Raw genomic sequence first — 24,672 nt, 5'->3', positions numbered from 1 at the left:
CTGATGGACAACGGCAGGCTCTACAGCGACCTCGGCCTGCCACCGATGTCGCCCGAGCACGACCGGGTGATGCTCTGCGGCTCGCCGGAGATGCTGGTGGACGCGCGCGTCCGGCTGGAGGCGATGGGCATGAAGGAGGGCAGCCAGCACGAGCCCGGCCACTTCGTGATCGAGAAGGCCTTTGTCGAAAAGTAAGCCGTGTCGATACCTTTGTCGGTCACCTAGCAATTCAGGAGCATCTCTGATGAGAGTTGACAGCGTTCTCGCCACGATCGGCAACACGCCGCACATCCGGGTGTCTCGCCTCTTCCCTGATGCCGAGGTATGGATCAAGTCTGAGAGGTCCAATCCAGGCGGTTCGGTCAAGGACCGTATCGGCATTGCCATGATCGAGGCAGCGGAGCGCGACGGACAGCTGAAGCCTGGTGGCACGATCATTGAGCCAACCTCGGGCAACACCGGCATTGGTTTGGCGATGGCCGCAGCGGTTAGGGGCTACAGGCTTATTCTTGTGATGCCGGAGAGCATGTCGATTGAGCGGCGGCGTCTCTTGCTCGCCTATGGGGCAACCTTCGATTTGACCCCGCGTGAAAAGGGCATGAAGGGTGCAATCGCCCGGGCAGAGGAGTTGCTGGCTGAGACGGTAGGGGGGTGGATCCCCGGTCAGTTCGACAATCCCGCTAATATCCAAGTGCATGTCCGCACCACTGCCCAGGAGATCCTGGCCGACTTCCCGGAGGGGATCGACGTTCTGATCACCGGTGTCGGCACGGGCGGCCATATCACAGGGTGCGCGGAGGTGCTGAAGCCGAGGTGGCCAAGCCTGCAGGTCTTCGCGGTGGAGCCGGCGGCATCTCCGGTTATCTCCGGGGGAGAGCCCGCACCACACCCAATTCAGGGTATCGGCGCCGGCTTCGTGCCGGCAAATCTCAAGACAGAGCTTCTGAACGGAGTAATCCAGGTCTCGGCCGACGACGCCAAAGAGTACGCGCGGCGCTCCGCCCGCGAGGAAGGCCTGCTGGTCGGCATCTCGTCGGGCGCGACGCTGGCTGCCATCGCCCAGAAGCTCAAGGAGCTGCCACCGGGTACCCGCGTGCTCGGCTTCAACTACGACACGGGCGAGCGCTACCTTTCGGTGCCGGAGTTCCTGCCGGATTGATCCATGCGTCAACTGACAGGAAACAAAATCCCATGAGTGATGTCGTGCCCTGCACCTGCTGGTCATGAGCCTGTCTGGCTGGCGTGCTGCGTGATGGTCTGACCGTCATCTCCCAGGCTGCTTCAATAGTTGCGACTGGCTGTACCATCCCTCCCAGGAGAATGTCATGACATCGGTCCTCTCCCGCCGTACGGCTCTTGCGGCCGCTGCCCTCGCAGCCAGCGCTCAGGCCACTGGCGCACAGTCGCCGCCTACGCTCCTGAATGTCTCGTATGACCCCACACGAGAGCTATATCGCGCCTACAACGCTGCTTTCACTGAGCACTGGGCCAAGGAGAACAGCGGCCAGCGAGTCCGCATCAACGCTTCCCATGGTGGTTCCGGAGCGCAGGCGCGCGCTATCATCGATGGACAGCAAGCAGACGTGGTGACGCTCGCGCTGGCTTACGACGTGGACGCCATCGCTGAGCGCGGGTTGATTGAAAAGGGCTGGATCACGCGGCTACCGCACAACAGCGCGCCCTACACCAGCACCATTGTTTTCCTGACGCGAAAAGGGAACCCTAAGGGTCTTCGGGACTGGGGCGACCTCGCGAAGGAAGGCGTAAGCATTGTCACGCCCAACCCCAAGACCTCCGGCGGGGCGCGCTGGAACTACCTGGCGGCGTGGGCCTGGGCCCGGCGCCAGCCCGGCGGCTCGGACGCAACAGCCGAGGAGTACCTGGGCAAGCTGCTGCGCCAGGTAGCAGTCCTGGACACGGGCGCGCGGGGATCCACCACCAGCTTCGTTCAACGCGGCCAGGGCGACGTGCTCCTTGCCTGGGAGAACGAGGCCTACCTGGCTCAAAAGGAGTTCGGTGAAGGGCAGTTCGACATCGTGGCTCCCTCCATCTCTATTCTGGCGGAACCCTCAGTGGCAGTAGTGGACCGCAACGTGGACCGGCGGGGCACACGCGCTGTGGCGGAGGCTTACCTGCGTTACCTCTACAGTCCTCAAGGCCAGAAAATCGCCGCCAAGAATTTCTATCGCCCGCGTGAGGCAGCGGCCTTGGCTGCTTCCTCGGTGCGCTTCCCAGACCTGAACCTCGTCACGATCGACCAGGAGTTTGGCGGCTGGGCCAATGCGCAGCGCGCTCACTTCGCCGATGGTGGCAGCTTCGATCGCATTTCTCGGCCGGGCCGTTGAGCGTAGCACTTTCCGGCTCGTCGCTCGCTCTCCTAGGGCAACGCAGAGAACAAGGTGCATAAAAACGAGGGGTCGCGCGTTGATGTGGTGCTGTGCATCCGTCCTGAGCGGAGCTTCCCCGATGTCCCAGCCTGCAGTTCATCAGTGCACCTGCCCACGGTGTCAGTCGCAGGGCCCGCATCCCGATCGCCTGCTGCACCAGCAAATCAATCTTCTGTCCAGCCGGCTGGACGAGCAGCAGCGGCGTTGGTTTGTGGCGCTTGAGGCGGCGCGTCTGGGCTATGGTGGTGCGCGGCTGCTGACGCAGATCACCGGGTTGAGCCCCCATACGATCGGGCGCGGCCGGCGCGAGCTTGAGGGGGGCCTCACCGGCCACGCGGTGGGGCGCGTGCGCGCGGCGGGAGGAGGCCGGCCGCCTCGGGAGGCACAGGACCCTGGCCTCAGGCCTGCGTTGGAGGCGCTGCTCGCGCCCGAGACGGCGGGTGACCCGATGGGGCGGCGGGCGAAAGCCAAGCGTAGTTCCTTGGCTCACCTGAGCGAAGCATTGGCGGCGGCGGGACATCGGGCGAGCCGTCCGACGGTCGCTCGGCTCCTGCGTCAACTCGGTTACTCGCCCAAGGCCAATGCGCGCCGCACCGAGGCACGCGCCTCGCCTCCCGAGCGCGACGCTCAATTCCGCCACATCGCTGAACAGCGCGCGGAGTTCGTGGCAGCAGGCGCGCCGATCATCAGTGTGGATACAAAAAAAAAAGGAGCTGGTCGGTAACTTCAGGAATGCCGGCCGGGCGTGGTGCCGAAAGGCCGAGGCCGTGCTGGTGCATGACTGGCCGCAGGATGCGGTGGGTCAGGCGATTCCGTATGGCATTTACGAGCTGACGACGAACCGCGGTCACGTCTGCATCGGCGACTGCTTCGACACACCGCGCTTTGCCGTCGAGGCAATCAGCAACTGGTGGGAAGCCGAAGGGCGGCGGCGCTTCCCAAAGACCGAGCGCCTTCTCGTCCTTGCTGATGCCGGCGGGTCAAACAGCTGCCGCTCCCGCGTCTGGAAGGTGCAGTTGCAGGAGCAGCTCTGTGACGCCTGCGGTCTCGAGGTGACCGTGTGTCATTATCCGGCCGGCTGCTCGAAGTGGAACCCGATCGAACACCGGCTCTTCAGCCACATCAGCACCAACTGGGCTGGCGTGCCACTGCGCAGCTTCGACACGATCAGCCGCTACATCGCCGGCACCACGACAGCAAACGGGCTCCAAGTCACCGTTAGCCTCAAGCGCGGCGGCAACGAGAGCGGTGAGCGGGTGTCGGACAATGACATGCGCAGGCTCCGCCTCGCTTCACACACAGTCTGTCCCGCTTGGAACTACACCCTCTCACCACGTCCAGCCTGAGATCGAAAACGGCAAGTAGTTCTCTGCCTTGCCCCTAGTTCTACAGTTGAGCTTGCTTTGAGGCTTCCCCATTGTCCGCCGTCAGGGCTCATGAGACAGGCGGGGATGGTTGAGGAAAGGAGGGTTCCCGGCTCATCGTAACCGCCAGGGAACGAGCCATGAGCCAGAAGTCAGTGACATCGAACGCGAAGCCGCCCGCCGATCGGGTGGTGCGCGACATCCGCCGTGCGACCCGCAAGCACTACTCGGCCGAGGACAAGATCCGGGTCGTGCTGGAGGGTTTGCGGGGGGAGGAGAGCATCGCCGCCCTGTGCCGACGGGAGGGCATCGCCGAGAGCCTATACTACACATGGTCGAAGGAGTTCCTGGAAGCGGGCAAGCGCCGCCTGGCCGGGGACACGGCCCGGGCGGCCACGACGGACGAGGTCAAGGACCTCCGCCAGGAGGCGCGCAGCCTCAAGGAGGTGGTGGCGGAGCAGGCGCTCGAGCTGCGGCTGCTCAAAAAAAGTTTAATCGCGGATGGGGGCGACCGCGAATGAGGTACCCTGCCGCCGAGAAGCTCGAGATCATCCGCTTGGTCGAGGGATCCCACCTGCCGGTCCGGCGCACCCTGGAGCGGCTCGGCATCCCGCGGGCGACCTTCTACCGCTGGTGCGATCTGTACCAGGAAGGCGGCCCCGAGGCGCTGGAGGACAGGGCATCTCGGCCGGAGCGGGTCTGGAACCGCATCCCCGACGCGGTGCGGTCCCGGATCGTGGACCTGGCGCTGGAGGCGCCGGAACTATCCCCGCGCGAGCTTGCGGTGCGGTTCACCGACCAGGAGCGTTACTTTGTCTCGGAAGCTTCCGTCTACCGCCTGCTCAAGGCGCATGACCTGATCACCAGCCCGGCCTTCATCGTGGTCAAGGCGGCCGAGGAGTTCCACACCAAGACCACGGCGCCAAACCAACTCTGGCAGACGGACTTCACCTATCTGAAGGTGACCAGCTGGGGCTGGTTCTACCTTTCCACCGTGCTCGACGACTTCTCCCGATACATCATCGCCTGGAAGCTCTGCACCACCATGGCCGCGAGCGATGTCACGGAGACACTGGAGGCAGCACTCACCGCCTCGGGATGCGACCAGGCAAAGGTCCGGCACCGGCCGCGACTGCTCTCCGACAATGGTCCCTGCTACGTCGCAGACGACTTGGCCAAGTGGCTCGACGAGAAGCGCATGGCGCATGTCCGCGGCGCTCCCTGCCACCCGCAAACCCAGGGCAAGATCGAGCGCTGGCACCAGACGCTCAAGAACAGGATCCTGCTCAAACACTACTACTTGCCCGGCCACCTCGAGATGCAGATCGAGGCCTTCGTCGAGCACTACAACCACCAGCGCTACCACGAGAGTCTGCAGAACCTCACCCCGGCCGATGTCTACCTCGGCCGAGGGCAGACCATTCTGCTCGAGCGCGAACGCATCAAGCGCCAGACCATCCAGCAACGGCGCTTGCTGCACCAGCGTCATGCCGCCTAACGTCAACTCCCAGATGCGCCGAAGCCTCCACTCAGCCAGCACCCTCTCTGTCCCAAAGCATTCGACGACGGACACTGCTTACGACCGCGAAACTGATGCCGGTTGCGCCGATCGGAACTGCCAAGGAGAGGAGAGTCAGGCCGAGGTCATATCCCAGCTCCGTGTCCGGCAAGCTGAAGGCGAGCATCGCCACGAAGTGCATGGCCCAGATGCCGCCTCCCATAGCCAGCGCTGCGGTCGCGAGCCAAGCATATCGCGGCCATCCTATGGATGCCTGGATGCGGCTTGCCAAGTCGAGCGCCGTAAAGGACGCGGCGGTGGCAATCAGTACGGAAAGGACGATCAAGACTAGATCGTGCGAACCATGGATAGTCATCATGCTTATCTTTCGCACGCGAGGTGATACAAAGGGCCCACTTCACCAGTGATATCGCAGGTCGCTGTCTCAGTGCGGTGGCACATTGAGAAGTTTTGTTCAGCAGTCTGTCCAGTTGGAGGATGAACCAACTTCCAGGGCTTGGAAACAACTCGTCCGCCAGTGCGCAACAGGAGGAATCCTCGCCGCCTCCTCCCCTCGAGCGGCGAATACGAACTTCTCGAACTATTTGCCCTAATCCATTGCCACCCTCCCGAAGCGAGCGAGTTCCAGCCCTGCGACCAGGGTGCTGACGAGCGGAGCACGCCGCCGTAGCGGCTGGTCTGGCGCCTGCGCCGAGAGAGCCGGTAGGCAGCGTTCAATCGGAACGCCGGCCGGGCTCCGCTGAGGCATTTCGCTGATCCGCAGCATGGCGTCCGAGATGCGCCAGCGACCAGAGGGTGGGGTCGGTAGGTCTGAGGCGCCTCTGCTCCTTGCCCGACCCTGTCCTCCAGCATGGCCAGGGTCGCCTCCAGGAAGGCGACATGCAGCTCCGCCTGCAGCCTCGGTGGGGCCGGAGGGTCCTGCCCTCTCGCGAACACTTCCTGCCCAAGTTGGGGACGTGCCGAGATTCGGGCGGCTCCCGCCCGCATGCGGGCAAGCTCGTCCAGTTGCTCCAGACGCCGCTTGGCCTCCGCCTCCGCCGCCCCTTCAGAACTGGTGAGGGCAAGCAGCTGCGCCTTGAGCAGCAGCAGCTGGCTGGCCATGACCAGCAAGTCGGCCCACCGCTCCAGCCGGATGGCACCGCCGCTGTTCTCGATGGCCCTCACCAGCTGGTTAGTCAGCCGCAGGAGGGAGAGCGGGCCGAGGTCCACCCGCTGGCGCCCGACCAACGCCAGCAGAAAACCGAGCGGTCCCTCAAAGTCCTCCACCCGCAGGTGAGGAGAGGTGTTGTCCGGGTCGGCTTGCCCCCTGCCCTACACTCAGAGGTCGAGCAGCCGTGCTGGGCTGTCCTGCGTGATCTTGGCCCGCCGGCGGTAGCCCTGGGTGGTGGCGATGCTCCGCTGCCGCGTGTGGTGCATCACCTGCTCGTCCAGCGCCCCCTTCAGGTAGGCCTCCGTGATGAACCCGGCCCGAAGCCCGTGCCGGGAGAGCCGCTCGCTCTCATGCACCACCAGGTTCGCCATCTCCGCCCTCCGCCGCAGGATCCGCCACACCCCCTGCGGCGTCAGCCGGTCCTCCAGCCCACCCGCGGCGCTCACGCGCCGGAACACCGGCCCCACTCGATGCGGCTTCGCTTGAGCCAGGCCTCCACCGCCCGCACCGGGCAGGAGAGCGGGTTCAGCCCGCGCGGGATGCCGATCGAGGCCCCCTCCCCCTCCTGGTCGCGCTTGGCGCGCGGGATCAGCACCGTCATGCCCTCTGAGGTAAACCGCAGGTGCTCGCGGTCGATCCCCACCAGCTCGGAGCGCCGCAGCGCCCCGGCAAACCCCACCAGCAGCAGCGCGCGGTCGCGCACCCCGGCCACGTCGGTGCCGCAGCTGGCCAGCAGGCGCTTGACCTCGGCCGAGGTGAGCGCCGCCGCCGGGCGCGCGGGCTTGCCATGAGTCGCCAGGATGCCGCGCATGGTGGCGCTGATCGCCGGCTGGCGCGTTTCCAAACTGTGCAACACAGTCCCCTACTTTCCCGCATGGTTCCTCAAGGCCGTTCGGGATACTCAGTTTCGGCGGGTTCCCAATGAACTGGTCCGAACTGTAGCCGGCCTCCACACCGGTGCACCTCATGGAGAAAGCGTTGAGCGCACCCGTTCCCGTCCGTCCTCACTACCTGGACACACGATCTGCTCCGGACATCATCGTTGTCCTCCGCCCCACAGTTGAATGAGACGCCCCGCAAGCGGACGGTATCCGTCGATGGGGTGCACGATGACGACAGAGACGATGGATGCCGCCGGTCCAGGTCGGGGCGGTCGGATGTCACGGCAGCGCAAGCGGGACGCTGCTGCGGCTGCTGCGGGGCGAGGACCTGGAGACGGTCTCGCGGGCACTGGGTGTCACGGCCGCGACACTCAGCGGCTGGCGCGACGCCTTCCTGGCGGCTGGCGAGGCGAGCCTGGCTGCGCGGCCCACGGCAGGGGAGGAACTCGAGAGCGAGCGGCTCAAGGCGCGGCTGGGTGAGATGCTGCTTGAGCGCGAGCTACTGGAGGCCAAGGTAGCGGCGCTCGAGGGTGGCCGCCCTTTGGCCCGGCGGAGGTCACGGCCATGAGCCTGACCGTCTCGCCCAGCAGCGGCAGGCCCTATGGCTTGGCCCGGGTGTGTCAGGTCTGGCGGGCAGCCCGGGCCACGATCTACCGCCATCGCCTGCCGCCCCGGACGGAGCCACTTCGACGCCGAGGGCCCGTTGGGCCGATGCCGGATGCGGCGCTGCTGGAGGCGATCCGGACCGTCCTCGCGGCCAGCCCCTTTCATGGCGAGGGTCACCGCAAGGTCTGGGCAAGGCTGCGCGTGCAGGGCGTTCGGACCTCCCGCCGCCGGGTGCTGCGGCTGATGCGCGAGCACGACCTGCTCGCCCCATCCCGGGTCGGCACCCCCCGGGGCCCGCGCAACCACGACGGCACCATCATCCCGGAGACCCTGGACACCATGTGGGCGACCGACATGACCACCACCTGGACGGCTGAGGGCCAGGCGGCGGTGTTCGTTGCCGTCGATCACCACAGCGCCGGGTGCGTCGGTCTCCACGCCGCCCGGCGCGGCACCCGCTTCGAGGCCCTCGAGCCCCTCAGGCAGGGCGTGCGCCAGCATTTCGGCAGCTTCGCCAAAGGCATCGCGGCAGGCCTCTCCCTGCGCCATGACCACGGCTCGCAGTACATGTCCGACGCCTTCCAGGGCGAGCTGACCTTCCTCGGCATCGAGAGCTCACCCGCCTTCGTGCGGGCACCCGAGGGGAATGGCTGTGCCGAACGCTTCATCCGAACCCTCAAGGAAAACCTCCTCTGGGTCCGGACCTTCGACACCGTCGAGCAACTCCGTCAGGCGCTCCTCGAGTTCCGCCGGACCTACAACTCGACATGGCTCATCGAGCGCCACGGCTTCAGAACACCGGATGCCGTCCGCCAGGATCAGCTTTCACCCGCGGCTCTCGCCGCGTAGGTTCCACTCAGGTGTCTCAACAACTGCGGGCGGTACAGGCTTGAGCCGTGCAATCTTATGAGACTACTCCATCGTCTGGTTATGAAACCTGCTTTGCGGCTGCAGCGATGAGGCGAGCGCTTCCGTGGTCACCTTGGCGTGCAGGCAAGCCACAGCTCAGTGCGGCGGCATCTCATAAAGCACAATCCTGATAATAGGATCAGCGCGCGCGGGGGTTCCCGAGAGAGATCGCGATGTCGGTGAGATCGCGAAGTTCCTTCGTGTCAGGCGGGCGCCTCGGCGGGATAGGAGCCGGGCTACCCCGGTCCTCCTCGACCAGCTTGGGGAACTCACCCCATCGCGGGCGCATCTCCTCGCCCGCTGCGTCGGGGTTCTCCGCTCCCTTGGGAGCGACATCGCGCACCGCCTTGAGCATCTATCTGAGCCCTCCGGCCGCGAAGGTAGCAACGAGCCCGCCGATTGTCAGCAGCAACGCGCCGACAAGGGCAACGAAGGCTCGGTTCCTCCAGGTCTTCCTTTCCCGGTTCGCCTGCCGGTTGCGCGCGGTCGCAACAATCATCTGAGCGACGAGGCTGCCGCGCACCCGGGCAAGGATGATGCTCTCCAGCTCCTGCGGCGTTGCATCCGCGAACTGCTCCCTCGTTTCCTGGGCTACCTGACCCGCCGACCGAAGCAGTTCCGCCTCCGGCGCCACGTCAAGCACACCCCGCCGGACGAGCGCCGCTAGCAGGCAGGCGATGGACACGACGACCAGCGCCACGTCGAGAGCAAAGGCCGCGGCGATCGGCACCGCGTAGCCCGGCGCCGCCTGCCGGAGCTGCGGGGCCGCGACCGCCATGGCGGCGAAGGTTGCCCCGGTACCCGTCGCATAGAAGGGCAGGCTCCGGATGACGGTCTCCTCATCGTCGAGCTCCCGAAGAAAGCGCTGGCGAACGTAGCCGTCCAGGAACGCCTGCGTGGCGCCGGTGTCGGCCAGGTAGGTGACCGCCTCCCGCTCAGCTTCGGGGCGCACGCGTCCCGGGCTCAATGTTTCCTCCATGCGCGACTCCCGCGAACAAAGCATGAACATGCACAACCAGGATCACGCTGTCCATTGGCTTTGGCTCCGCTGGGCGGCTCGTGATAAGACGCATTTTCTTTCGTTCGTCGGGGCTTAGTTCAGGCGCTAACCGGCACGTCGGCCACGTCCTGCCGTCCTTGGCGCACAGGCGCGCGAGGTCGTCTCTGGGGCGTTCACACAACGCGCTCGGTTGCTGTCGCCTCGCCCACCTTCAAAGCCAAGTCATCGATCAGTGGATCAGTGATGCCGAGCCCTTTAAGCCCGTCCCGGGTCTGGAAGAGATAATCCGAGGCACTCCCCAGAGCACCTCTTGCCGTGGCAAGTCGTTGCACGATCTCCGCTTCTGGTAGATCCGCGTACTGAGGCCCCACCTGGTTGATCGTGAAGGCAATGCCGGATCCGAAGATGTCGCCGGTTTGGCCACGCAGCGGCACCCAGTGCGGAATGTAGGCACCCGTCAGCATCTCACGCCGCCAAACAATGGAGAGCTCTTGCACCAGTAATTCTCCGGCAATGCGGAAGGCAACGCCGGTGCAGTTCCCTCCTGCGTTCAGGGCAAGCACAAGACCAGGGTGCTCGGGTGTGCCACGGCCGGCTGGTGTTGAAAGGCAGAACGCACGCTGCCATCCCTCGATCGAGGCGATCCGGCTCTCCACGTACTGCACAGTCGGGTTCCAGATGAGCGAGCCATACCCGAACAGCCAAATGCCAGAGCCATGGTCTGGTCGGGCAGCAAGGGTGTTCCGCAGTGATGCCTCACGTTGGTCGTCGGTCAGCATCCTGCTGCCGAAAGCCTCACGCACCATCTCCTCCACGGCTCCGCTGAGCAGCCTCTCGCGAGTGAGAATGTGCGGGCTTTCGGGACCTTCCGCCTCCACTGCTCCTTCCGGTGCGATGGACGTTTCGGGCACCTCCAGCATGGGCTTGCGCATACCAGTTGATCCTTTGCACGCACGCGACGGCCCGAAGCGGTTATCGCTGAGTTCAGCCCCACCGATGTGGGGTCGACAGAGCAGCAGCCAGGAACGCTCGATTTCCGCTCTGCGGCAATCATCTCACGCGCGAGGAGATGCAAGAATGATGGAGCCGAACGGCTGTGTCTGCTCCAGCAGGAGAGACCCATCCCTTGCGAGCTCAAGGCCAGCGACGAGGGTGCTGGCGAGGGCAGCACGGAAACGAAGCTGCCGGTCGGATGCTGCCGGAAAGAACGGTAGGCAGCGCTCGAGTGGTAAGTCATAGGGGCGCTGTTCCAACAAGCTGGCGATGCGCTGAGCCGCATCCGAGACACGCCACAGGTCGGGTGGCGTGAGGCGGTAGGTCGAGGGCACCTCCGCCCCTGCCCTTCCCGGCTTTCCAGCATGGCAAGCGTCGCCTCTAAGAAGGCTACGTAGAGCTCCGCCTGCGGCCGCGGGGCGGGTGGGTCCGCTTGCCCCCGCGCGAAGACCTCCTGCCCAAGCTGCGGCCGCGCGGCGAGCCACGCGGCGCCGGCCCGCATGCGGGCGAGCGCGTCCAGCTGCGTGAGGCGCCGCCGGGCCTCAACTCCTGCCTCTTCGGCGGCCTCGGGGCTGGCCGGCGCCAGCAGCTGCGCCTTGAGAAGCAGTAGCTGGCTAGCCATGACCAGCCAATCCGCCCGTCGCTCCAGCCGAATGCCACTGCCGCTGTTCTGAATGGCACCCACCAGCTGGTCGGTGAGGGTCAGGATGGAGAGCGGGCCGAGGTCCACCCGCTGGCGCCGGACCATCTCCAGCAGGAAGTCGAGCGGGCCCTCGAAGCCCTCCACCCGCAGGTGTGGAGTGGTCTGGTCCCGGCCGGGTTCGTGGGCGTCCCTCCCCTGCGTGCAGGCTCTTCCAGGGCGAGCGCGGGCCAGTTCCGCCGGAGTCGCAGCACCGCCCGCCAGGGCGACCAGTCAGCCGACCAGAAGCCCATCCTGAGCTCCGCCATCTTCTTCCGTCGCCCGTCCAGCTTGCCAGGCAGCTCCTCCACGTGCCGGAGCGGGCGGGTAATACTCCCAGTGGGCGGCAAGCCAGTCCCGGCTTGCCACCTCCTCCGGGCCAAGCCTGAGGATGGTCGCAGGCACCGGGAGGAGCCGGTGCAGGTCGAACGGGCAGCTCCGATCCGTGCTCATTCGGGCGAGGGCGCGTTGCTGATTCAGCGACACTGCCTCACGGAGGCATTGGCAAGTTGATGGGCGGTGGTCGGAACAACCGAGCCAGGGCAATCTGATGGGATGACGTCGGACTCCGTGACCTACCCTGGTTACCGCTTCCCGGCGGAGATCATCAGTCACGCGGTATGGCTCTATCACGTGTTCAGCCTGAGTCTGCGGGACGTGGAGTTGATCCTGGCGGAGCGCGGCATCACCGTCACCCACGAGAGCATCCGGAACTGGTGCCGCAAGTTCGGCTCGGAGTTCGCGGCCAAGTTGCGGCGGCGGCAGCCCAAGCCGGGCGACACCTGGCACCTTGATGAGGTGTTTCTGCGCGTGAACGGCGTGCTGCACTATCTTTGGCGAGCGGTGGACCAGCACGGCGTGGTGCTGGATATTCTTGTTCAGGATCGGCGGAACGGAAGTGCAGCCAAACGGTTCTTCAAGCGCCTCCTCACCGGCCTCAAGTACAAGCCGCGCCGGCTGGTCACTGACGGGCTGAGGAGCTACGGCGTGGCCCAGCGCGAACTCCTGCCCGAGGTGCGGCACCGGAGCAGCCGCTACCTGAACAATCGCGCCGAGAACTCGCATCGGCCCACCCGACGGCGAGAGCGGCAGATGCAACGGTTCAAGTCGGCCGAGCGGGCTCAGCGGTTCCTCTCGGCGCACAGCATGATCTACGGCCATTTTCGTCCGCGTCGACACCTGATGACGGCCGGTGAGTACCGGCGCGCCCGCACCAAGGCCTTTCACAGCTGGCAGCAGGAGACCTGCGTCCAAACGGCATTATGATCCTGCCGCACCCTCAGTCATCTAGCCGAACTCGCCCTCTCATCAATCAACTTGCCAATGCCCCACCAGTTGTACTCGGACCGAGCTTCCTTTGGGACACGTCGATGTGGGCGCCCCAGATCGAGGCGCTAGCCGCCCGCTACCGCGTGATCGTACCCGATCTCTGGGGCCATGGCGGCTCCGCTGCCCTGCCGCCCGGCACGACGACCATGCGCGACCTCGCGCAGCAGCATCTCACGCTGCTCGACCGGCTGAACGTCGGCCGCTGCTCAATCATCGGCCTCTCGGTCGGGGGCATGTGGGGGGCCGAGCTCGCCCTGATGGCGCCAGAGCGGGTGGCAGGACTCGTGCTGATGGATACCTCACTCGCAGTCGAGCCGGAACAGACGCGGGATGGATATTTCGCTATGCTCGGCACCGTCGGTGCCCACGGCGCAGTGCCGGAACCCGTTCTCGATGCTGTGGTGCCACTGTTCTTCTCGCCCACGGTCAGAACTCGGCATCCCCAGCTACCGGAGACCTTCCGGCAGACGCTGCGTGACTGGCCGCCCCAACGGCTGAAGGATAACGTCGCGCCGCTCGGCCGCATCATCTTCGGTCGTGGTGACCTCCTGGCGGATGTAGCCAGTTTGTCGATGCCGAGCTTGGTGATGACGGGGGTGGACGATCTTGCGCAGCCCGTCGCACGAGGCCAAGCCATTGCGGAACGGATCGGGTGTCCCTTCGTGGCCATTCCGGACGCCGGCCACATCTCCAGCCTGGAGGCGCCCGACTCCGTCAACCAAGCACTCCTAGACTTCCTGGCAGGACAGGACCGGCGCCTCGCCTGAAAACGGAGCAGCACAAGAGTTGTCCTACAATTACTGCTAAAAGGCTGATCCACGCTCTTACGACCGGCGTGTGAATTTTGACCCGTCGCTGGGAGTTGGCACTGCTGTCAGTGCCAGTCCTAAGCTGAAGGGATCTTCGCGCCGGCACCGAAGTGCACCACCGGAAGCAATGGCGGAACACTTAACCGACCGACCAACCTTAGCCATAGCTGGAGAGTATAATGGACATGTTGCGACACATTCCCGCGGGCGGCGGATTTCGAAAAATCCCTCGCGGCGAGGGTAAGCGCTTCAACGTTGCGGGAGCGCGCTTCACTTGGAAGGTGAAGAACAAGGACTCTGGTCACTCCCTGTCCATGTTTGAGATGACGTTAGAGCCCGGTGACGGCGTACCGTTGCATAGCCATCCCTACGCCGAAATTTTTTATGTGTTGGAAGGTGAGGTGGATTTCCCGCGGGTCAGCGATAGTGGAAATGAATGGGTGCCGGCGGGGGGCGGCGAAACCATCATCGTTCCAATTAACGGCTTGCACGCCTTTTATAATCGCACTTTTAAACCTGCTCGCCTTCTCAGCATCTCCAACCAGCTCCATCAAAGGTTTTTCGACGCCGTAGCGGAGGCGGATCAACTCGCCCCCTTTGCGAATATGCCGTTCTCCGACGCAATGGCCCGGATTGCGACGATTGCCAAAGGCTTCGATATGCATTTTTTGCCTTTCGAGCCCCCTCCAATGCGAGAGGGCTAACCCGTAAAATTCACCACGGACTTTGCGAATCCGAATCGGGCGCTTTTGTCTGCACTGGATGGTTGCGCACGCATACCGTCCCAATGCAGGCGATGAGGCCGACGTCCGTACTGATTGCGAGGCTTGGGGCTGCGATGGTGGGCTTGGTCGGGGCGACATCGCCCTGCGGGTCGGATGGCTAGGTGACGGAGGCGTTTGTCAGGCAGCAGCAACGTAGGATGAATTGGGCGGTCGCTCCCGAGCTGGGGAGGTGGCAGCTGTAGGAAACACAGCGTGCAAACCCGTTCGTACGTCCCGAGGTTATTTTCAGGAGGGCAAAGGAATAGACGCTTCACCCCGGTGTCTAAATCCCGACGACAGCGAAGCAGGGGAACCCAACGATGATGAAGACGCCATTCAGCATTGATCTGCTGAGCGCCGGCAAAGGTCGGCTCGCAGCGATGGGCAAGTTGGCTCTAGTCGCACTGCCACTCCTGATGTCTGCGGGCGCCACCCCGCAGCCGTCGGCGGCCGAAGCCATGGCTCCTGTCGCACCTCAGGGGCACGATGCCACGACCGCCTCGATGGACCCGCCCTGGACCTGGGCCGAGAGGTACTACTTCACCAGCTAGCCCGGACGTCGGCCGCCGGAGCCGGAACAGAGCCGGTGTAGCGCCTTCGCTGCTGCCCCACGGCTGGAAGCAAGACCCCGTGCTTGAGCAGGGGAGACCCGACTACAGCCGCGCAAGAACCTGGGGGCTCGGGCGGTTGTGTCGCAAGCCTGTCATGAGCCGGTCCGGGAGGGCCGAAGCTGCTCAGACCCGCCTCATCTGCCGGCGCACCTCATCGGCCAGCGGATGCAGCGTCGTCGGCGGCAGCGCGCCGACCAGGCTGTAGCCGTTCCCCTCAGACGACCACGTGAAGGCATCGAGCGGGCCACGGGCGTGGTGGGCCATGGAGGTGTCCCGATCCACTGCCATGCCCCGCGTGAGCAGCACCAGCCGCGTGCCACGATCGTTGTCGAACATGAACATCGCGGCCGGACCCTGTGGGGTCGGAACCACCCGCCCGCCCATCAGCCGGTAGCCGGCGGCGGAGAGGTCGGGCGGGGCGACCGGATAGCCGAGCCGCTCCGAAGCCCAGTCCACCAGCTCGGCCCGGCTGCTCGCGCGCAGCTCAACCGGGCGCTCGCGATCGGCGGCGTAGACGGCGTAGCTGTCGGCAGCCTGCTGGGACAGTGCCGCGATGCCCTGGACCGGCGCCTGGACCGCCGACGCCGTCAGGCCGTGCAGGCCCCAACCGCCGGCACCCCCAAGGCCGAGCATCAGCAATGCAGCCGCGGCTGCGCGCCAGCCTGCCAGGGCGGGGCGGCGGCGTGCCGCAACCAGATGCCCGATCTGCATCCCGGGCGGCAGCGGCTCCTCAGCAATGGGCGCCAGGGCCTCGCTCAGGGCCGCGCGCTGGCTGCGGTAGCTGGCGACGCGCGCCGCGACTTCGGGATGCAGAGCGAGATAGGCCTCGACCTCGGCCTGCCGCGACGCGTCGAGCCGCAGGTCGACCAACCCGTGCAGATCGTCTTCGGTGACCGGGCGCGTGCTCATTTGACCCTCCGGAGATGCGGGGCGCCGGCGGCTTCGGCGACGGTCGCGCCCTCCATAGCCAGCCGCAGCCTCTCCCGCCCTCGGGACAGCCGCGACATCACCGTGCCGATGGGCACCTTCAGCACCTCGGCCACTTCGGCGTAGGAAAGCTCCTCGACCGACACAAGGAGAACGACGCTGCGCTGCTCCTCCGGCAACGTCTGCAGCGCGCGCACCAGATCCCGGTGCTTCAATCCTTCCTCCTGAGTGGGAGTACCACAGCTGACGCCCTCGGCAGCCTCTAGCGGCAGGTGCGGGCCGCGCCGGCTGGACTGGCGCGTTCGGTTGAGGGCGAGGTTGTGGACGATGGCGAAGAGCCAACTGCGCGCGTTGCCGTCGGCCCGGCGCTGGTACCAACGGCCGATGGCGCGCTCCAGCCCGTCCTGCACGAGGTCGTCGGCGGCAACGCGGTCGCGCAGCAGGGCACGGGCGTAGCGACGCAGGGCAGGGATCAGCGGCTCGATCAGCTGCGCCATGTCGTTCATGGCGAGGTGGCCCCCAACCGGGCGAGGGCCCGCCCGGTGGCGCTCGGACGGGCCCGCCGCATCAGGGCTGCTGCACCTGAACGGGGGCGCCCAGCCTGTCCGCGCTTCCCGAGGCGATGACGAGGTAGCGGCGTGCCGGCTGCGCGCCTTGTACCGCCGCGGTCCCCAACACCTGCCGGATCGGGCCTACCGTGTTGACGATGGCCGAGCCTGCGGGATTGGTCATGAAGGCGGCCAGCGGCTGCAGGGTACCGCGCCCATCGGCCTGGTCCGCCAGGGCCAGCGTATAGGGCTTGTGCGGCTCGAGCCCCGTTACGGAAGCCTGCAGCACCTGGGTCAACCCCTGGTCGAACAGCGAAACGCTCGTCGGCATGCCGGTCTTGTCCGGCTCGCCCAAGGTAATGTGGGCGGTCTGGCCGGCCAGTCCCAGCGGCTGAAGGTTGGCCCTGCCGTCCCCTTCAGGCACCGCCTCCGGCACATAGGCCAGCGCCTGTGGCGCCTGCCCGATCGGCACGTTGCCGACGACCGTGTTCGTCGCGGTGTCGATGACCGCGAGCGCGTCTCCGTTCTCCAGCCCGACATAGATCCGGCTGCCATCGCCGGACGCCCAGAGCCCGTGCGGCAGCTTGCCAACCGGGATGGCGGCGACCAGGGAGAAGTCGTCTGTCCGCAGCACTTTCACCTCGTTCAACCCGCCCACCGTGACGTAGGCGAAGGTGCCATGCGACGCTCGGGCAAAGTTGACGTGGTTGGTGATCGGGCCGGTGTCCATGGTGTGAATGACATTGAATGGCGGGCGGGCGTTGAACACCATGGTCCGGCCGACATCCTTCAGCGTCATCCAGACCTGGGTTCCGTCAGGCGTCGCCGCGATGTTCGGGCAGAATGGGCTCTCCTGTTTCACATGACCGACGACCTCGTGACTGGCGATCGCGATCACTACCGTCTCGGGGTTGAAGGAGGAGCAGACATAGCCGTAGGCCCCGTCCGGCGAGAAGATCGTCATCCCAGGCCCGGCAGGGACTTGGATGCGCATCTTCTCCTCATAGGTCTTCGCGTCGAGCACCGAGACGTAGTCTTCACCACGCACGGTGACCCAGACCTCGGATCCATCGGGCGTGAAGAAGGCCTCGTGGGGGGAGCGCCCGACATAGGTCGTGTGCTTCACCGCATTGGTGGCGGTGTCGATGAAGGTGACAGAATTGCTGCCGATCGAGACCACGGCGAGGGTGCGGTGGTCGGGCGAAAAGCCCATGCCGTGCACGAGCACCTGGCCACGATAAAGCGGGCTGAGATTGCCCGGCTGCGGATCGCCGAGCCGGATCACGCCGAGCAGCGTGTTGCTCGCGGGATCGGTGACGGAGACGGTGTTGGAGAACTGCTCGGCCGCATAGACGCGGTCCTGGTGGGAGACCGGGCGATCGGGCGCCGATGCGGCATTGGGGGCCTGACCGGCCCAGGCAACGGCCGAGAGAAGGCTGCCGCCGAGGCAGGCGGTGGCCAGAAGACGGGATTTCATGAGGCGCATCCTAGCGGGTCGAGAGGGAATTGGCCTGGGTGGGCGCGGGGACTGACGGTGGCAGCGCCTCGCCGAGGGCAAGTCGCATGGCCGCGATCTCCTGCTGCTGGGTCACGACGATCTCCTGCGCCAGGCGCCGCAGCTGCTCGTTCCTGCCGTGACGGAGATAATTAACGGCCATGTCCATGGCACCCTGGTGGTGCGGGGTCATCATCGCGACGAAGTCACGGTCGATGTCGCCCGTGGCAGGGACGGCCATGGCCTCCATCATCCGCGTCATGGCCGCCTCGTTCTCGGTAAAAAAGGACCCATCGGCTGCTGATCCAGGGACAGGAACCGCTGCTGACGGTCCAGGTTGATGATGCCCGTCATGCGCCAGGACAGGTGCGCCCGCGAGCCCGGCCAGCACCACCAGCCCGGCGCCGAGGCGGCGCCTGAATGCCCAACTATTCATGGTGCTACTGATCCCTTGCTGCCTGCTCTGATGAGGGAGACACCGGCTGCGCCCGTTTATTCCCGCCTCTCGTGAAAAAACTACGTTGCCCAAAAACGGCGCGTTGCGGGTGTGTTGCAGCGGTCGGCCTGGCGATCCGCCCGAGGTAGGATGGTAGGGGACGATGCCCTGCCATCCTCGAAGGGAGCCGAGCTTGCCTTTCAAGGCGAATGCCAACCACCGCCATCGCATTCCGAAGCAACGGTTCAGGGCGACGAACTGGAGTGAGTATGATGCTGCTCTGCGCGGGCGCGGCAGTCTGACGATCTGGTTCACAGAAGCGGCCATCTCAGCTTGGAAGGCAGAACCCCGAACCAAACGCGCTGGGCAACCCCGCTATTCCGCCCTGCGATCACCACGGCCCGGATCTGTCAGAGTTCGCGCCGGGGCGCCTGGATTGGCGAGCGGGGGCGGGCGTGGGTAGGCTCCTAACGGGTTGAGAGGCGCCTGGGAGCCTGGAATGAGGTGCGTGAACTGCGGTTCGGCGGAAGTGGTTGAGCGGCGGGACCGCACGGCCCAGGGCTACAGGCGCTTTCGCTGCCGCGCCTGCGGCCGAGGGTTCAACGAGCGCAGCTCGGGAGTGCTGAACCGGGCACAGTACCCGAGCGACGTGATTGCCCTGGTGGTGCTCTGGCGCCTGCGCTACCGCCTGACCTTGCGCGATCTGGCCGAGATGTTCCTCCTCCGCGGCATCGTGTTCACCCACGAGGCGGTGCGTGGCTGTGAAGCAAAACTCGCACCGGTTCTCGCAGGTGAACTGCGCCAGCGTCGGCGTGAAAAGGGTGGCCCCGGGAACCGCTCCTGGCACGTCGACGAAACCTACCTGAAGGTCCGTGGGCGCTGGTGCTACTTGTATCGGGCGATCGACAGGAACGGTGACCTGATCGACACCATGCTCAGCGAGCACCGAGACATGGCGGCCGCGCAGGCGTTCTTCCGCTCGGCCAGGTCGGCGACAGGCATCGTCCCCGACAAGGTCACCACGGACGGGCATGGCTCGTACCCACGGGCGATCCGCTCGACGCTTGGCAAGCGGGTCACTCACCGCACCAGTGCTTACAGGAACAACGGGCTTGAGCAGGACCACCGGGGCATCAAAGGCCGCATCCGATGTATGCGCGGGTTCAAGAGCTTCACCTCAGCCGAGCGCTTCTGTCGCAGCTACGACGAACTCCGCAACCATCTCCGCCCTCGCATTCGCCACAACCAGCATGTTACCGCCAATCGCCACCGCATGCTTCATCTGCGTCGCGCGGAAGCCGCTTTCGCTATCCTCGAGGCAGGGCAAACCGGCAGCATCAGCCCGCATGTGACGGCAACTCTGGCGCGAGAGCTGACGGAACCACATCGCCGCGCGGCACATGGCCGGCCTGGCGGAGACGGCGCTCCGGCCGGAGGCGGTCGGGGTAGACGGCGGGTGACGGCGGCGCGCCCGGCCGCTCAGGCGGCGTTGCGGGCTAGCGCCGCCCGCAGCTCCTCCAGCGAGAGAAGGTCGGCGTATTTCTGCCCCATGTCGAAGAGGTTGGCCTCGTGCGGCGCGATGGCCCGGTCGCCCACGCAATCCGTGACCACCACCGGCCGAATGTTGTGCGCCGAGGCGTCCACCACGCTGGCCCGCACGCAGCCGCTGGTGGTGCAGCCGGCTACGAGCACCGTGTCCACCCGCCGGAAGGCCAGCCATGCGGCCAGATCGGTGCCGAAGAAGGCACTGGCGTGCCGCTTGCGGAACACCGCCTCCCCCGGTAGGGGCGCCACCTCGGGGACGATCTGGGAGAGCGGGCTGGTCTCGGTCAGACCAAGCAGCGCCGGCACCTTCATGGCGAAGGCACCGGCGTCGGAGCCGTCATCGGCATAGACCACGCGGGTATGCGCCACGGGCCACCCCTGGGCGCGCGCGATGCCCAGCAGCTCCGTGGTGCGCCGGATGGCCTCGCCGATGTTGCCGCCGCCGAAATGCGCGGGATCGGTGAAGCCCAGCACGAAGTCGATCACCAGCACGGCGGGCGCCTGGCCCATCCCCATCGGCGTCGCGAAGCCCTGGCGCCGGTAGATCTCCATTTCGTCCTTCATCACTTCTCCTTTCCCACCCCGCCGGGGCTACCTTGGATAAAGCGGGCTTCGCCCGGCCGAATGGCACGCCGGCAGGATATTGCGTGCATTGTGCACAATAGAGAGGCCAATACCCGCCAGTCCACCACACATCGGCACCGATGTCGCCACCATCTGCCCGCAACCCCATCGCATCATCCAATGTTTTTGCCTGGACATCATGGCGACATTGTACACAATGACCCTATGAGAGACCGCGTCACCCAAGCGCCCCCTCCCCGCCGCCCCTGGACCAGCCCCGCCCGGCCGCGGCCATGAGCATCCCCCGCATCCTCATCGCGGGCGCAGGCCCGGTCGGCCTGGTCGCCGCCGCCTGCCTGGCCGAGGCGGGCATCCCGATCCTGGTGATCGAGGCCGAGGCCGCGCTGCCGGACGGGCTGCGCGCCTCCACCTTCCACCCCCCCACCCTCGACATGCTGGACCGCCTCGACGCCGCCGCGCCGTTGGTGGAACAGGGGCTGATCTGCCGCCATTGGCAGTTCCGCGACCGCCGCGCGGGCCCGGTCGCCACCTTCGACATGGCGCTGCTGTGCGGGGAAACGAACCACCCCTACCGCCTACAATGCGAGCAGTGGCGCCTGACGCGCTTGCTGCGCGACCGCTTGGCGGCCAACCCCGCCGTGGAGTTCGCCTATGGCGCCCGCGCCGTCTCCGCCTCTCAGGACGAGGACGGGGTGCGCTTGGTGATCGAGCGGGAGGATGGCGGACAGGAAACGCTCGAGGGGGCCTTCCTGATCGGCGCGGACGGTGCGCGCAGCGCGGTGCGCAAGGCGCTCGACATAGGCTTCGACGGCCAGACCATCCCTGAGCTCTACCTCACCCTCTCGACCCCCTTCCCCTTCCACGAGGCCATCCCGGACCTCGCGAACATCGCCTACATCTCCGACCCCGAGGAATGGTTCGTGCTGCTCCGCACCGCCAGCCTCTGGCGCCTGCTGCTGCCGACCGACGCGAGCGAGCCCGAGGAGGTCATGCTGTCGGACGCCCGCATCCAGCAGCGCATGAAGGCGGTGCTGCCGGTCGGTGAGGATTATGAGATCCGCCACCGCACCGCCTATCGCGTGCACGAACGCGTCGCCGATCGCTACGCCGTCGGCCGCATCCTGCTGGCGGGCGACGCGGCGCATGTGAACAACCCCCTCGGCGGCATGGGCATGAACGGCGGCATCCACGACGCCTTCAACCTGGCGGAGAAGCTGGCGGCGGTGTGGCGCGGCGCCGATGCCTCGCTGCTCCGACGCTACGAGCGGCAGCGACGCAAGGTCGCGCTCGATGTCGTGCAGCAGCAGGCGCTGCGCAACCGCGCCACGCTCAACCAGCGCGACCCGGCCGTACGCGCCGCGGCGCTCGACGAGCTCCGCCGCACGTCGGAGGACCCCGCGCGGCACAAGGAGCACCTGATGCGGACTTCCATGATCCGCTCCCTCCAGGAGCTGGACGCCGTCGCCTGATGCGGCGGCGCCCCGCGCCCGGTTCAGTCGGCGGAAGCGCCGGTGGCCTGCACCACCGGGCGCCACTTGGCGGATTCCGCCGCCATCCACTCGCCGAAGGCCGCGCGCGTCGTGGGACGCGGGATAGAGCCGAGCGCGGCAATCCGCTGGCGCAGCTCCGGCTCGTTCAGTGCCGCCACCGTCTCGCGGTTCAACTGGTCCAGGATCGGCTCCGGCACGCCGGTGGGCGCCACCACGCCGAACCAGCCCATGGAGGTGATGTCGAGCCCGGCCTCGCGCAGCGTCGGCACCTCCGGGAAGGCGTCCAGCCGCTCGGCGCCCGTCACTGCGAGGGGGCGCATCCGCCCGGCGCGCGCCATTTCCGCCACCGCGGAAACCGACTGGAACAGCACCTGCACGCGGGCTTCCATCAGGTCCGTGTTGAGCTGGCCGGAGTTGTTGTAGGGGACGTGCTGCATCTGCAGCCCGTTCGCCAGCCCGAACTGCGCGCCCGCGAGGTGCTGCGAGGAACCCGCGCCCACCGAGCCGTAGTTCACCGCACCCGGATGCGCCTTCGCATAGGCGATGAACTCCGCCACGGTGGTGGCCGGGAGCGAGGGCGAGACCACCATCAGATTCGGCGTCAGCGCGATGAGCGACACCGGCACCACGTCCTTCTCGGGATCGAAGGGAAGGGACTTATAGAGCCAGCGGTTCACCGCGTTGGAGGCGATGGAGGCGAGGCCGATCGTGTAGCCGTCCGGCGCGCTCCGCGCGATCGCGGCCATGCCGATGTTGGTGCCGGCGCCCGGGCGGTTCTCCACCACGACCGACTGGCCGAGCTGCGCCGAAAGGCGCTCGCACAGCATGCGCGACAGCACGTCCCCGGCGCCGCCCGCCGGCCCCGTGGCGATGAAGCGCACCGGGCGCGCGGGCCAGCCGCCCTGGGCGTGCCCGGCGGATGGCAGCGCGACCAGGCCCGCGGCCCCGAGAAGGTGGCGGCGGCGAAGGGATGGGTACGCAGCGGTCATGTGGGGTCACCTCTCGGTATGCGTATCGGCGGCAGCGTCGTGGCAAGCGTGCTGCGGCGAAGGTGCCGTGGCAACATCAATCGACGCCAGCACGGACCAATGCATGGATCAATGCACGGATCGCGCCACCGGCGCCCGCAAACGGGAAGAGGACAGCACCATGCCTGATATCTTGGGCTATCTCGGCAAGTTCGGCGTGCTCGGCCCCTCCACGAACACCGTGGTGCAGCCGGATTTCGACATGATGCGCCCGCCCGGCGTCACCGCGCATTACAGCCGCATCCTTACCCCCAACGCGCAGGCGGTGAGCAACGAGACCTTCCGCGCGGGCTCGCTAAAGATCGCCGAAGGCGTGTTCGATGCCGTGCGCAGCGTCATGACCTGCGCGCCCGACTACCTGGTGATGGGCATGTCCGCCGTCACCTTCTACGGCGGCAAGGCCGGCGCGGAAGCCTTCCGCGACGGGGTGGAGCGCGAGGCGGGCGTGCGGTTGAGCTGCGGCAGCCTGGCCTCGGCGGCCGCGCTTCGCGCCTATGGCGCGCGGCGCGTGGCCTTCCTCTCGCCCTATTACCCCGTCGCGAACGCCGAGGTGCGGCGCTACCTGGAAGAAGAGGGCTTCGAGGTGGTGCGCGACATCTGCCTGCAATGCCCCTCCTGGACCGCCATTGCGGAAGTCACCCCGGAGACCCTTCGCCACCGCCTCCGCGAGCTCGACGGGCCGGATGTGGACGCCATCCTGCAGGTCGGCACCAATCTTTCCATGGTGCGGCTGGCGGCCGCCGCGGAGATGTGGCTGGGCAAGCCCGTGATCGCCATCAACACGGCCACCTGGTGGCACGCCCTTCGCGCGAACGGCATTTGGGACCGCATGGAAGGCTTCGGCCGCCTGCTGTCCGACTTCTAAGGAAAGCCTGCATGGCGAACGCGGCGGAGCGGGCCTACCGGGCCATCCGGGAAGCCATCCTGCACGGGCAGTTCGTGCCCGGCGCGCCGCTGCGCGAAGAAATGCTGGCCGCCGTGATCGGTGTCAGCCGCACCCCCGTGCGGGACGCGCTGCGCCGCCTGCTCGCGGACGGCCTGGTGGAGACGATGCGCAACCAGGGCAGCTTCGTCGCCGCGCTGGGGCCGGAGGAGCTGGCCGACGAGTTCGCGCTGCGCGGGCTGCTGGAAGGCTTCGCGGCGCGCAAGGCCGCGTCGCGCATCACGGCCGGCGAACTCGCGGAGATGGAAGCGCTCGCTGGGCGCATGGAGAGCCTCGACCACGCGACGGAGGGAGGAATCGCGACCTTCGCCGAGCTGAACACACGCTTCCATGTGGTCATCGCGCGCGCCGCCCGCTCCCGCCGGCTGGAAGCTATGCTGCTCCGCATGCTCCAGGCGCCGCTCGTGCTGCTTAAGGAGTACCGGCTGCATGAGCCGGTCGGCATCGCGCGCTCCAACCGCCAGCACCGCGAGATCCTGGCGGCCCTGGCCGCTGGCAACGCGGAATGGGCCGCCCTGGCCGTCAGCGCCCACATAGCCTCCACCGTGCCGGGCACGCTGCGCGCGGGCGGCGCCTCCAGCACGGACGGCGCGTGAACGGCGCCCGTCGCGATGGACGCGGCGCCCACCCCTCGCTAGCGTCCGGCCGCAAGAGGCGACGCGCAAACTCCGCCA

At 66.7% G+C, this 24,672-nt stretch carries 25 protein-coding genes and 4 pseudogenes; 17 read left to right on the top strand and 12 right to left on the bottom strand.

All coding sequences use genetic code 11. From position 1 onward, the window contains the following. The 6 genes and pseudogenes from ACFFIC_RS08330 to ACFFIC_RS08305 form a co-directional block, all read left to right on the top strand. Positions 1–195: pseudogene (locus ACFFIC_RS08330) on the top strand (ferredoxin--NADP reductase); the annotation flags it as partial. 49 nt (positions 196–244) lie between these two features. Further along, positions 245–1,159, top strand: a complete 915-nt coding sequence (gene cysK / locus ACFFIC_RS08325; protein ID WP_377049712.1) for a cysteine synthase A — start codon at positions 245–247, stop codon at positions 1,157–1,159. A 166-nt stretch (positions 1,160–1,325) separates the two neighbouring features. Then, positions 1,326–2,345, top strand: a complete 1,020-nt coding sequence (locus ACFFIC_RS08320) for a sulfate ABC transporter substrate-binding protein (protein ID WP_377049711.1) — start codon at positions 1,326–1,328, stop codon at positions 2,343–2,345. 121 nt (positions 2,346–2,466) lie between these two features. Beyond that, positions 2,467–3,111, top strand: a complete 645-nt coding sequence (locus ACFFIC_RS08315) for an ISAzo13-like element transposase-related protein (protein ID WP_377049710.1) — start codon at positions 2,467–2,469, stop codon at positions 3,109–3,111. Continuing rightward, entirely contained in the window at positions 3,077–3,733 is a 657-nt protein-coding gene (locus ACFFIC_RS08310) for an ISAzo13 family transposase (RefSeq protein WP_377049709.1), read from the top strand. The genes ACFFIC_RS08315 and ACFFIC_RS08310 overlap by 35 nt, the downstream gene beginning before the upstream one ends. A gap of 158 nt (positions 3,734–3,891) precedes the next feature. Next, positions 3,892–5,249, top strand: a protein-coding gene (locus ACFFIC_RS08305; RefSeq protein ID WP_377049708.1) for an IS3 family transposase whose coding sequence is annotated in 2 segments (ribosomal slippage) — positions 3,892–4,243 and positions 4,243–5,249 — 1,359 coding nt in all. Because the reading frame shifts where the segments join, the coding sequence is not laid out codon by codon here. Between the two features lie 31 nt (positions 5,250–5,280). On the opposite strand, the gene ACFFIC_RS08300 is transcribed toward ACFFIC_RS08305, so the two are convergent. The 3 genes from ACFFIC_RS08300 to ACFFIC_RS08290 all read right to left on the bottom strand — a co-directional run bounded on the left by ACFFIC_RS08300 (position 5,281) and on the right by ACFFIC_RS08290 (position 7,273). Further along, positions 5,281–5,628 (bottom strand): MHYT domain-containing protein, encoded by a 348-nt coding sequence (locus ACFFIC_RS08300; RefSeq protein WP_377049707.1) that lies wholly within the window; start codon positions 5,626–5,628, stop codon positions 5,281–5,283. 959 nt (positions 5,629–6,587) lie between these two features. Next, entirely contained in the window at positions 6,588–6,866 is a 279-nt protein-coding gene (locus ACFFIC_RS08295; RefSeq protein WP_377049706.1) for a site-specific integrase, read from the bottom strand. Next, a complete protein-coding gene (locus ACFFIC_RS08290) occupies positions 6,863–7,273 on the bottom strand; it encodes a tyrosine-type recombinase/integrase (RefSeq protein WP_377049705.1) in 411 nt (136 codons plus the stop codon). Before ACFFIC_RS08290 ends, ACFFIC_RS08295 begins: the two co-directional genes overlap by 4 nt. A gap of 256 nt (positions 7,274–7,529) precedes the next feature. On the opposite strand from ACFFIC_RS08290, the pseudogene ACFFIC_RS08285 reads away from it, so the two are divergent. Continuing rightward, positions 7,530–8,756: pseudogene (locus ACFFIC_RS08285) on the top strand (IS3 family transposase). Positions 8,757–8,955: 199 nt separating this feature from the next. Here ACFFIC_RS08285 and ACFFIC_RS08280 read toward each other — a convergent pair. The 3 genes from ACFFIC_RS08280 to ACFFIC_RS08270 form a co-directional block, all read right to left on the bottom strand. Beyond that, complete coding sequence (locus tag ACFFIC_RS08280) at positions 8,956–9,171, bottom strand: hypothetical protein (protein WP_377049704.1); 216 nt, start codon at positions 9,169–9,171, stop codon at positions 8,956–8,958. After that, the gene (locus tag ACFFIC_RS08275) at positions 9,172–9,783 is read right to left on the bottom strand and encodes a hypothetical protein (protein WP_377049703.1); all 612 of its coding nucleotides are present in this window, start codon (positions 9,781–9,783) and stop codon (positions 9,172–9,174) included. A 206-nt stretch (positions 9,784–9,989) separates the two neighbouring features. Beyond that, the gene (locus tag ACFFIC_RS08270; RefSeq protein WP_377049702.1) at positions 9,990–10,748 is read right to left on the bottom strand and encodes a gamma-glutamylcyclotransferase; all 759 of its coding nucleotides are present in this window, start codon (positions 10,746–10,748) and stop codon (positions 9,990–9,992) included. 494 nt (positions 10,749–11,242) lie between these two features. On the opposite strand from ACFFIC_RS08270, the gene ACFFIC_RS08265 reads away from it, so the two are divergent. The 5 genes from ACFFIC_RS08265 to ACFFIC_RS08245 all read left to right on the top strand — a co-directional run bounded on the left by ACFFIC_RS08265 (position 11,243) and on the right by ACFFIC_RS08245 (position 14,941). Then, positions 11,243–11,419 carry a hypothetical protein gene (locus ACFFIC_RS08265; RefSeq protein WP_377049701.1) on the top strand — a complete coding sequence of 59 codons (177 nt, stop codon included), beginning with the start codon at positions 11,243–11,245 and terminating at the stop codon, positions 11,417–11,419. A 624-nt stretch (positions 11,420–12,043) separates the two neighbouring features. Beyond that, positions 12,044–12,754, top strand: coding sequence for an IS6 family transposase (locus ACFFIC_RS08260; RefSeq protein WP_377049700.1), 711 nt, complete (start codon positions 12,044–12,046; stop codon positions 12,752–12,754). Further along, entirely contained in the window at positions 12,751–13,584 is an 834-nt protein-coding gene (locus ACFFIC_RS08255; RefSeq protein ID WP_377049699.1) for an alpha/beta fold hydrolase, read from the top strand. The genes ACFFIC_RS08260 and ACFFIC_RS08255 overlap by 4 nt, the downstream gene beginning before the upstream one ends. A gap of 221 nt (positions 13,585–13,805) precedes the next feature. After that, positions 13,806–14,330 (top strand): cupin domain-containing protein, encoded by a 525-nt coding sequence (locus ACFFIC_RS08250; protein WP_377049698.1) that lies wholly within the window; start codon positions 13,806–13,808, stop codon positions 14,328–14,330. A 380-nt stretch (positions 14,331–14,710) separates the two neighbouring features. Then, positions 14,711–14,941 (top strand): hypothetical protein, encoded by a 231-nt coding sequence (locus ACFFIC_RS08245; protein WP_377049697.1) that lies wholly within the window; start codon positions 14,711–14,713, stop codon positions 14,939–14,941. 183 nt (positions 14,942–15,124) lie between these two features. Here the strand turns inward: ACFFIC_RS08245 and ACFFIC_RS08240 are convergent, their stop codons facing one another. From ACFFIC_RS08240 to ACFFIC_RS08225, 4 genes are all read right to left on the bottom strand, one after another. Further along, a complete protein-coding gene (locus ACFFIC_RS08240) occupies positions 15,125–15,910 on the bottom strand; it encodes an anti-sigma factor family protein (RefSeq protein WP_377049696.1) in 786 nt (261 codons plus the stop codon). After that, complete coding sequence (locus tag ACFFIC_RS08235; RefSeq protein WP_377049695.1) at positions 15,907–16,434, bottom strand: RNA polymerase sigma factor; 528 nt, start codon at positions 16,432–16,434, stop codon at positions 15,907–15,909. Before ACFFIC_RS08235 ends, ACFFIC_RS08240 begins: the two co-directional genes overlap by 4 nt. Before the next feature lie 61 nt (positions 16,435–16,495). Then, complete coding sequence (locus ACFFIC_RS08230; RefSeq protein WP_377049694.1) at positions 16,496–17,953, bottom strand: YncE family protein; 1,458 nt, start codon at positions 17,951–17,953, stop codon at positions 16,496–16,498. A gap of 10 nt (positions 17,954–17,963) precedes the next feature. After that, complete coding sequence (locus ACFFIC_RS08225) at positions 17,964–18,407, bottom strand: DUF305 domain-containing protein (RefSeq protein ID WP_377049693.1); 444 nt, start codon at positions 18,405–18,407, stop codon at positions 17,964–17,966. A gap of 193 nt (positions 18,408–18,600) precedes the next feature. On the opposite strand from ACFFIC_RS08225, the pseudogene ACFFIC_RS08220 reads away from it, so the two are divergent. Together ACFFIC_RS08220 and ACFFIC_RS08215 are read left to right on the top strand one after the other, a co-directional pair. After that, positions 18,601–18,795 (top strand): annotated as a pseudogene (locus ACFFIC_RS08220) (IS5/IS1182 family transposase); the annotation flags it as partial. 111 nt (positions 18,796–18,906) lie between these two features. Next, positions 18,907–19,620: pseudogene (locus tag ACFFIC_RS08215) on the top strand (IS6 family transposase); the annotation flags it as partial. A gap of 266 nt (positions 19,621–19,886) precedes the next feature. Here the strand turns inward: ACFFIC_RS08215 and ACFFIC_RS08210 are convergent. Then, positions 19,887–20,516 (bottom strand): isochorismatase family protein, encoded by a 630-nt coding sequence (locus ACFFIC_RS08210; protein ID WP_377049692.1) that lies wholly within the window; start codon positions 20,514–20,516, stop codon positions 19,887–19,889. 293 nt (positions 20,517–20,809) lie between these two features. Here ACFFIC_RS08210 and ACFFIC_RS08205 point away from each other — a divergent pair, with 293 nt between their 5' ends. Beyond that, entirely contained in the window at positions 20,810–22,006 is a 1,197-nt protein-coding gene (locus ACFFIC_RS08205; RefSeq protein ID WP_377049691.1) for an FAD-dependent oxidoreductase, read from the top strand. Between the two features lie 23 nt (positions 22,007–22,029). Here ACFFIC_RS08205 and ACFFIC_RS08200 read toward each other — a convergent pair whose 3' ends face one another. Then, entirely contained in the window at positions 22,030–23,016 is a 987-nt protein-coding gene (locus tag ACFFIC_RS08200; RefSeq protein WP_377049690.1) for a Bug family tripartite tricarboxylate transporter substrate binding protein, read from the bottom strand. Positions 23,017–23,176: 160 nt separating this feature from the next. Here ACFFIC_RS08200 and ACFFIC_RS08195 point away from each other — a divergent pair, with 160 nt between their 5' ends. Continuing rightward, complete coding sequence (locus ACFFIC_RS08195; RefSeq protein ID WP_377049689.1) at positions 23,177–23,920, top strand: maleate cis-trans isomerase family protein; 744 nt, start codon at positions 23,177–23,179, stop codon at positions 23,918–23,920. Between the two features lie 11 nt (positions 23,921–23,931). Next, positions 23,932–24,594: a GntR family transcriptional regulator gene (locus ACFFIC_RS08190; RefSeq protein ID WP_377049688.1), complete on the top strand. Its 663-nt coding sequence runs from the start codon at positions 23,932–23,934 to the stop codon at positions 24,592–24,594. The last annotated feature ends 78 nt before the right edge of the window (positions 24,595–24,672 follow it).

The organism is Muricoccus vinaceus (genome assembly GCF_042433125.1).
GTDB lineage: Bacteria > Pseudomonadota > Alphaproteobacteria > Acetobacterales > Acetobacteraceae > Roseomonas > Roseomonas vinacea.
This window is presented reverse-complemented; position numbering and strand designations above follow the sequence as displayed.

Bases quoted from the DNA above. Each gene is read 5' to 3' on its own strand.
- cysK (WP_377049712.1), top strand. From the start codon at position 245: ATGAGAGTTGACAGCGTTCTCGCCACGATCGGCAACACGCCGCACATC.
- ACFFIC_RS08320 (WP_377049711.1), top strand. From the start codon at position 1,326: ATGACATCGGTCCTCTCCCGCCGTACGGCTCTTGCGGCCGCTGCCCTC.
- ACFFIC_RS08315 (WP_377049710.1), top strand. From the start codon at position 2,467: ATGTCCCAGCCTGCAGTTCATCAGTGCACCTGCCCACGGTGTCAGTCG.
- ACFFIC_RS08300 (WP_377049707.1), bottom strand. From the start codon at position 5,628: ATGATGACTATCCATGGTTCGCACGATCTAGTCTTGATCGTCCTTTCC.
- ACFFIC_RS08280 (WP_377049704.1), bottom strand. From the start codon at position 9,171: ATGCTCAAGGCGGTGCGCGATGTCGCTCCCAAGGGAGCGGAGAACCCC.
- ACFFIC_RS08270 (WP_377049702.1), bottom strand. From the start codon at position 10,748: ATGCGCAAGCCCATGCTGGAGGTGCCCGAAACGTCCATCGCACCGGAA.
- ACFFIC_RS08260 (WP_377049700.1), top strand. From the start codon at position 12,044: ATGACGTCGGACTCCGTGACCTACCCTGGTTACCGCTTCCCGGCGGAG.
- ACFFIC_RS08255 (WP_377049699.1), top strand. From the start codon at position 12,751: ATGATCCTGCCGCACCCTCAGTCATCTAGCCGAACTCGCCCTCTCATC.
- ACFFIC_RS08250 (WP_377049698.1), top strand. From the start codon at position 13,806: ATGGACATGTTGCGACACATTCCCGCGGGCGGCGGATTTCGAAAAATC.
- ACFFIC_RS08245 (WP_377049697.1), top strand. From the start codon at position 14,711: ATGATGAAGACGCCATTCAGCATTGATCTGCTGAGCGCCGGCAAAGGT.
- ACFFIC_RS08240 (WP_377049696.1), bottom strand. From the start codon at position 15,910: ATGAGCACGCGCCCGGTCACCGAAGACGATCTGCACGGGTTGGTCGAC.
- ACFFIC_RS08235 (WP_377049695.1), bottom strand. From the start codon at position 16,434: ATGAACGACATGGCGCAGCTGATCGAGCCGCTGATCCCTGCCCTGCGT.
- ACFFIC_RS08230 (WP_377049694.1), bottom strand. From the start codon at position 17,953: ATGAAATCCCGTCTTCTGGCCACCGCCTGCCTCGGCGGCAGCCTTCTC.
- ACFFIC_RS08225 (WP_377049693.1), bottom strand. From the start codon at position 18,407: ATGAATAGTTGGGCATTCAGGCGCCGCCTCGGCGCCGGGCTGGTGGTG.
- ACFFIC_RS08210 (WP_377049692.1), bottom strand. From the start codon at position 20,516: ATGAAGGACGAAATGGAGATCTACCGGCGCCAGGGCTTCGCGACGCCG.
- ACFFIC_RS08205 (WP_377049691.1), top strand. From the start codon at position 20,810: ATGAGCATCCCCCGCATCCTCATCGCGGGCGCAGGCCCGGTCGGCCTG.
- ACFFIC_RS08200 (WP_377049690.1), bottom strand. From the start codon at position 23,016: ATGACCGCTGCGTACCCATCCCTTCGCCGCCGCCACCTTCTCGGGGCC.
- ACFFIC_RS08195 (WP_377049689.1), top strand. From the start codon at position 23,177: ATGCCTGATATCTTGGGCTATCTCGGCAAGTTCGGCGTGCTCGGCCCC.
- ACFFIC_RS08190 (WP_377049688.1), top strand. From the start codon at position 23,932: ATGGCGAACGCGGCGGAGCGGGCCTACCGGGCCATCCGGGAAGCCATC.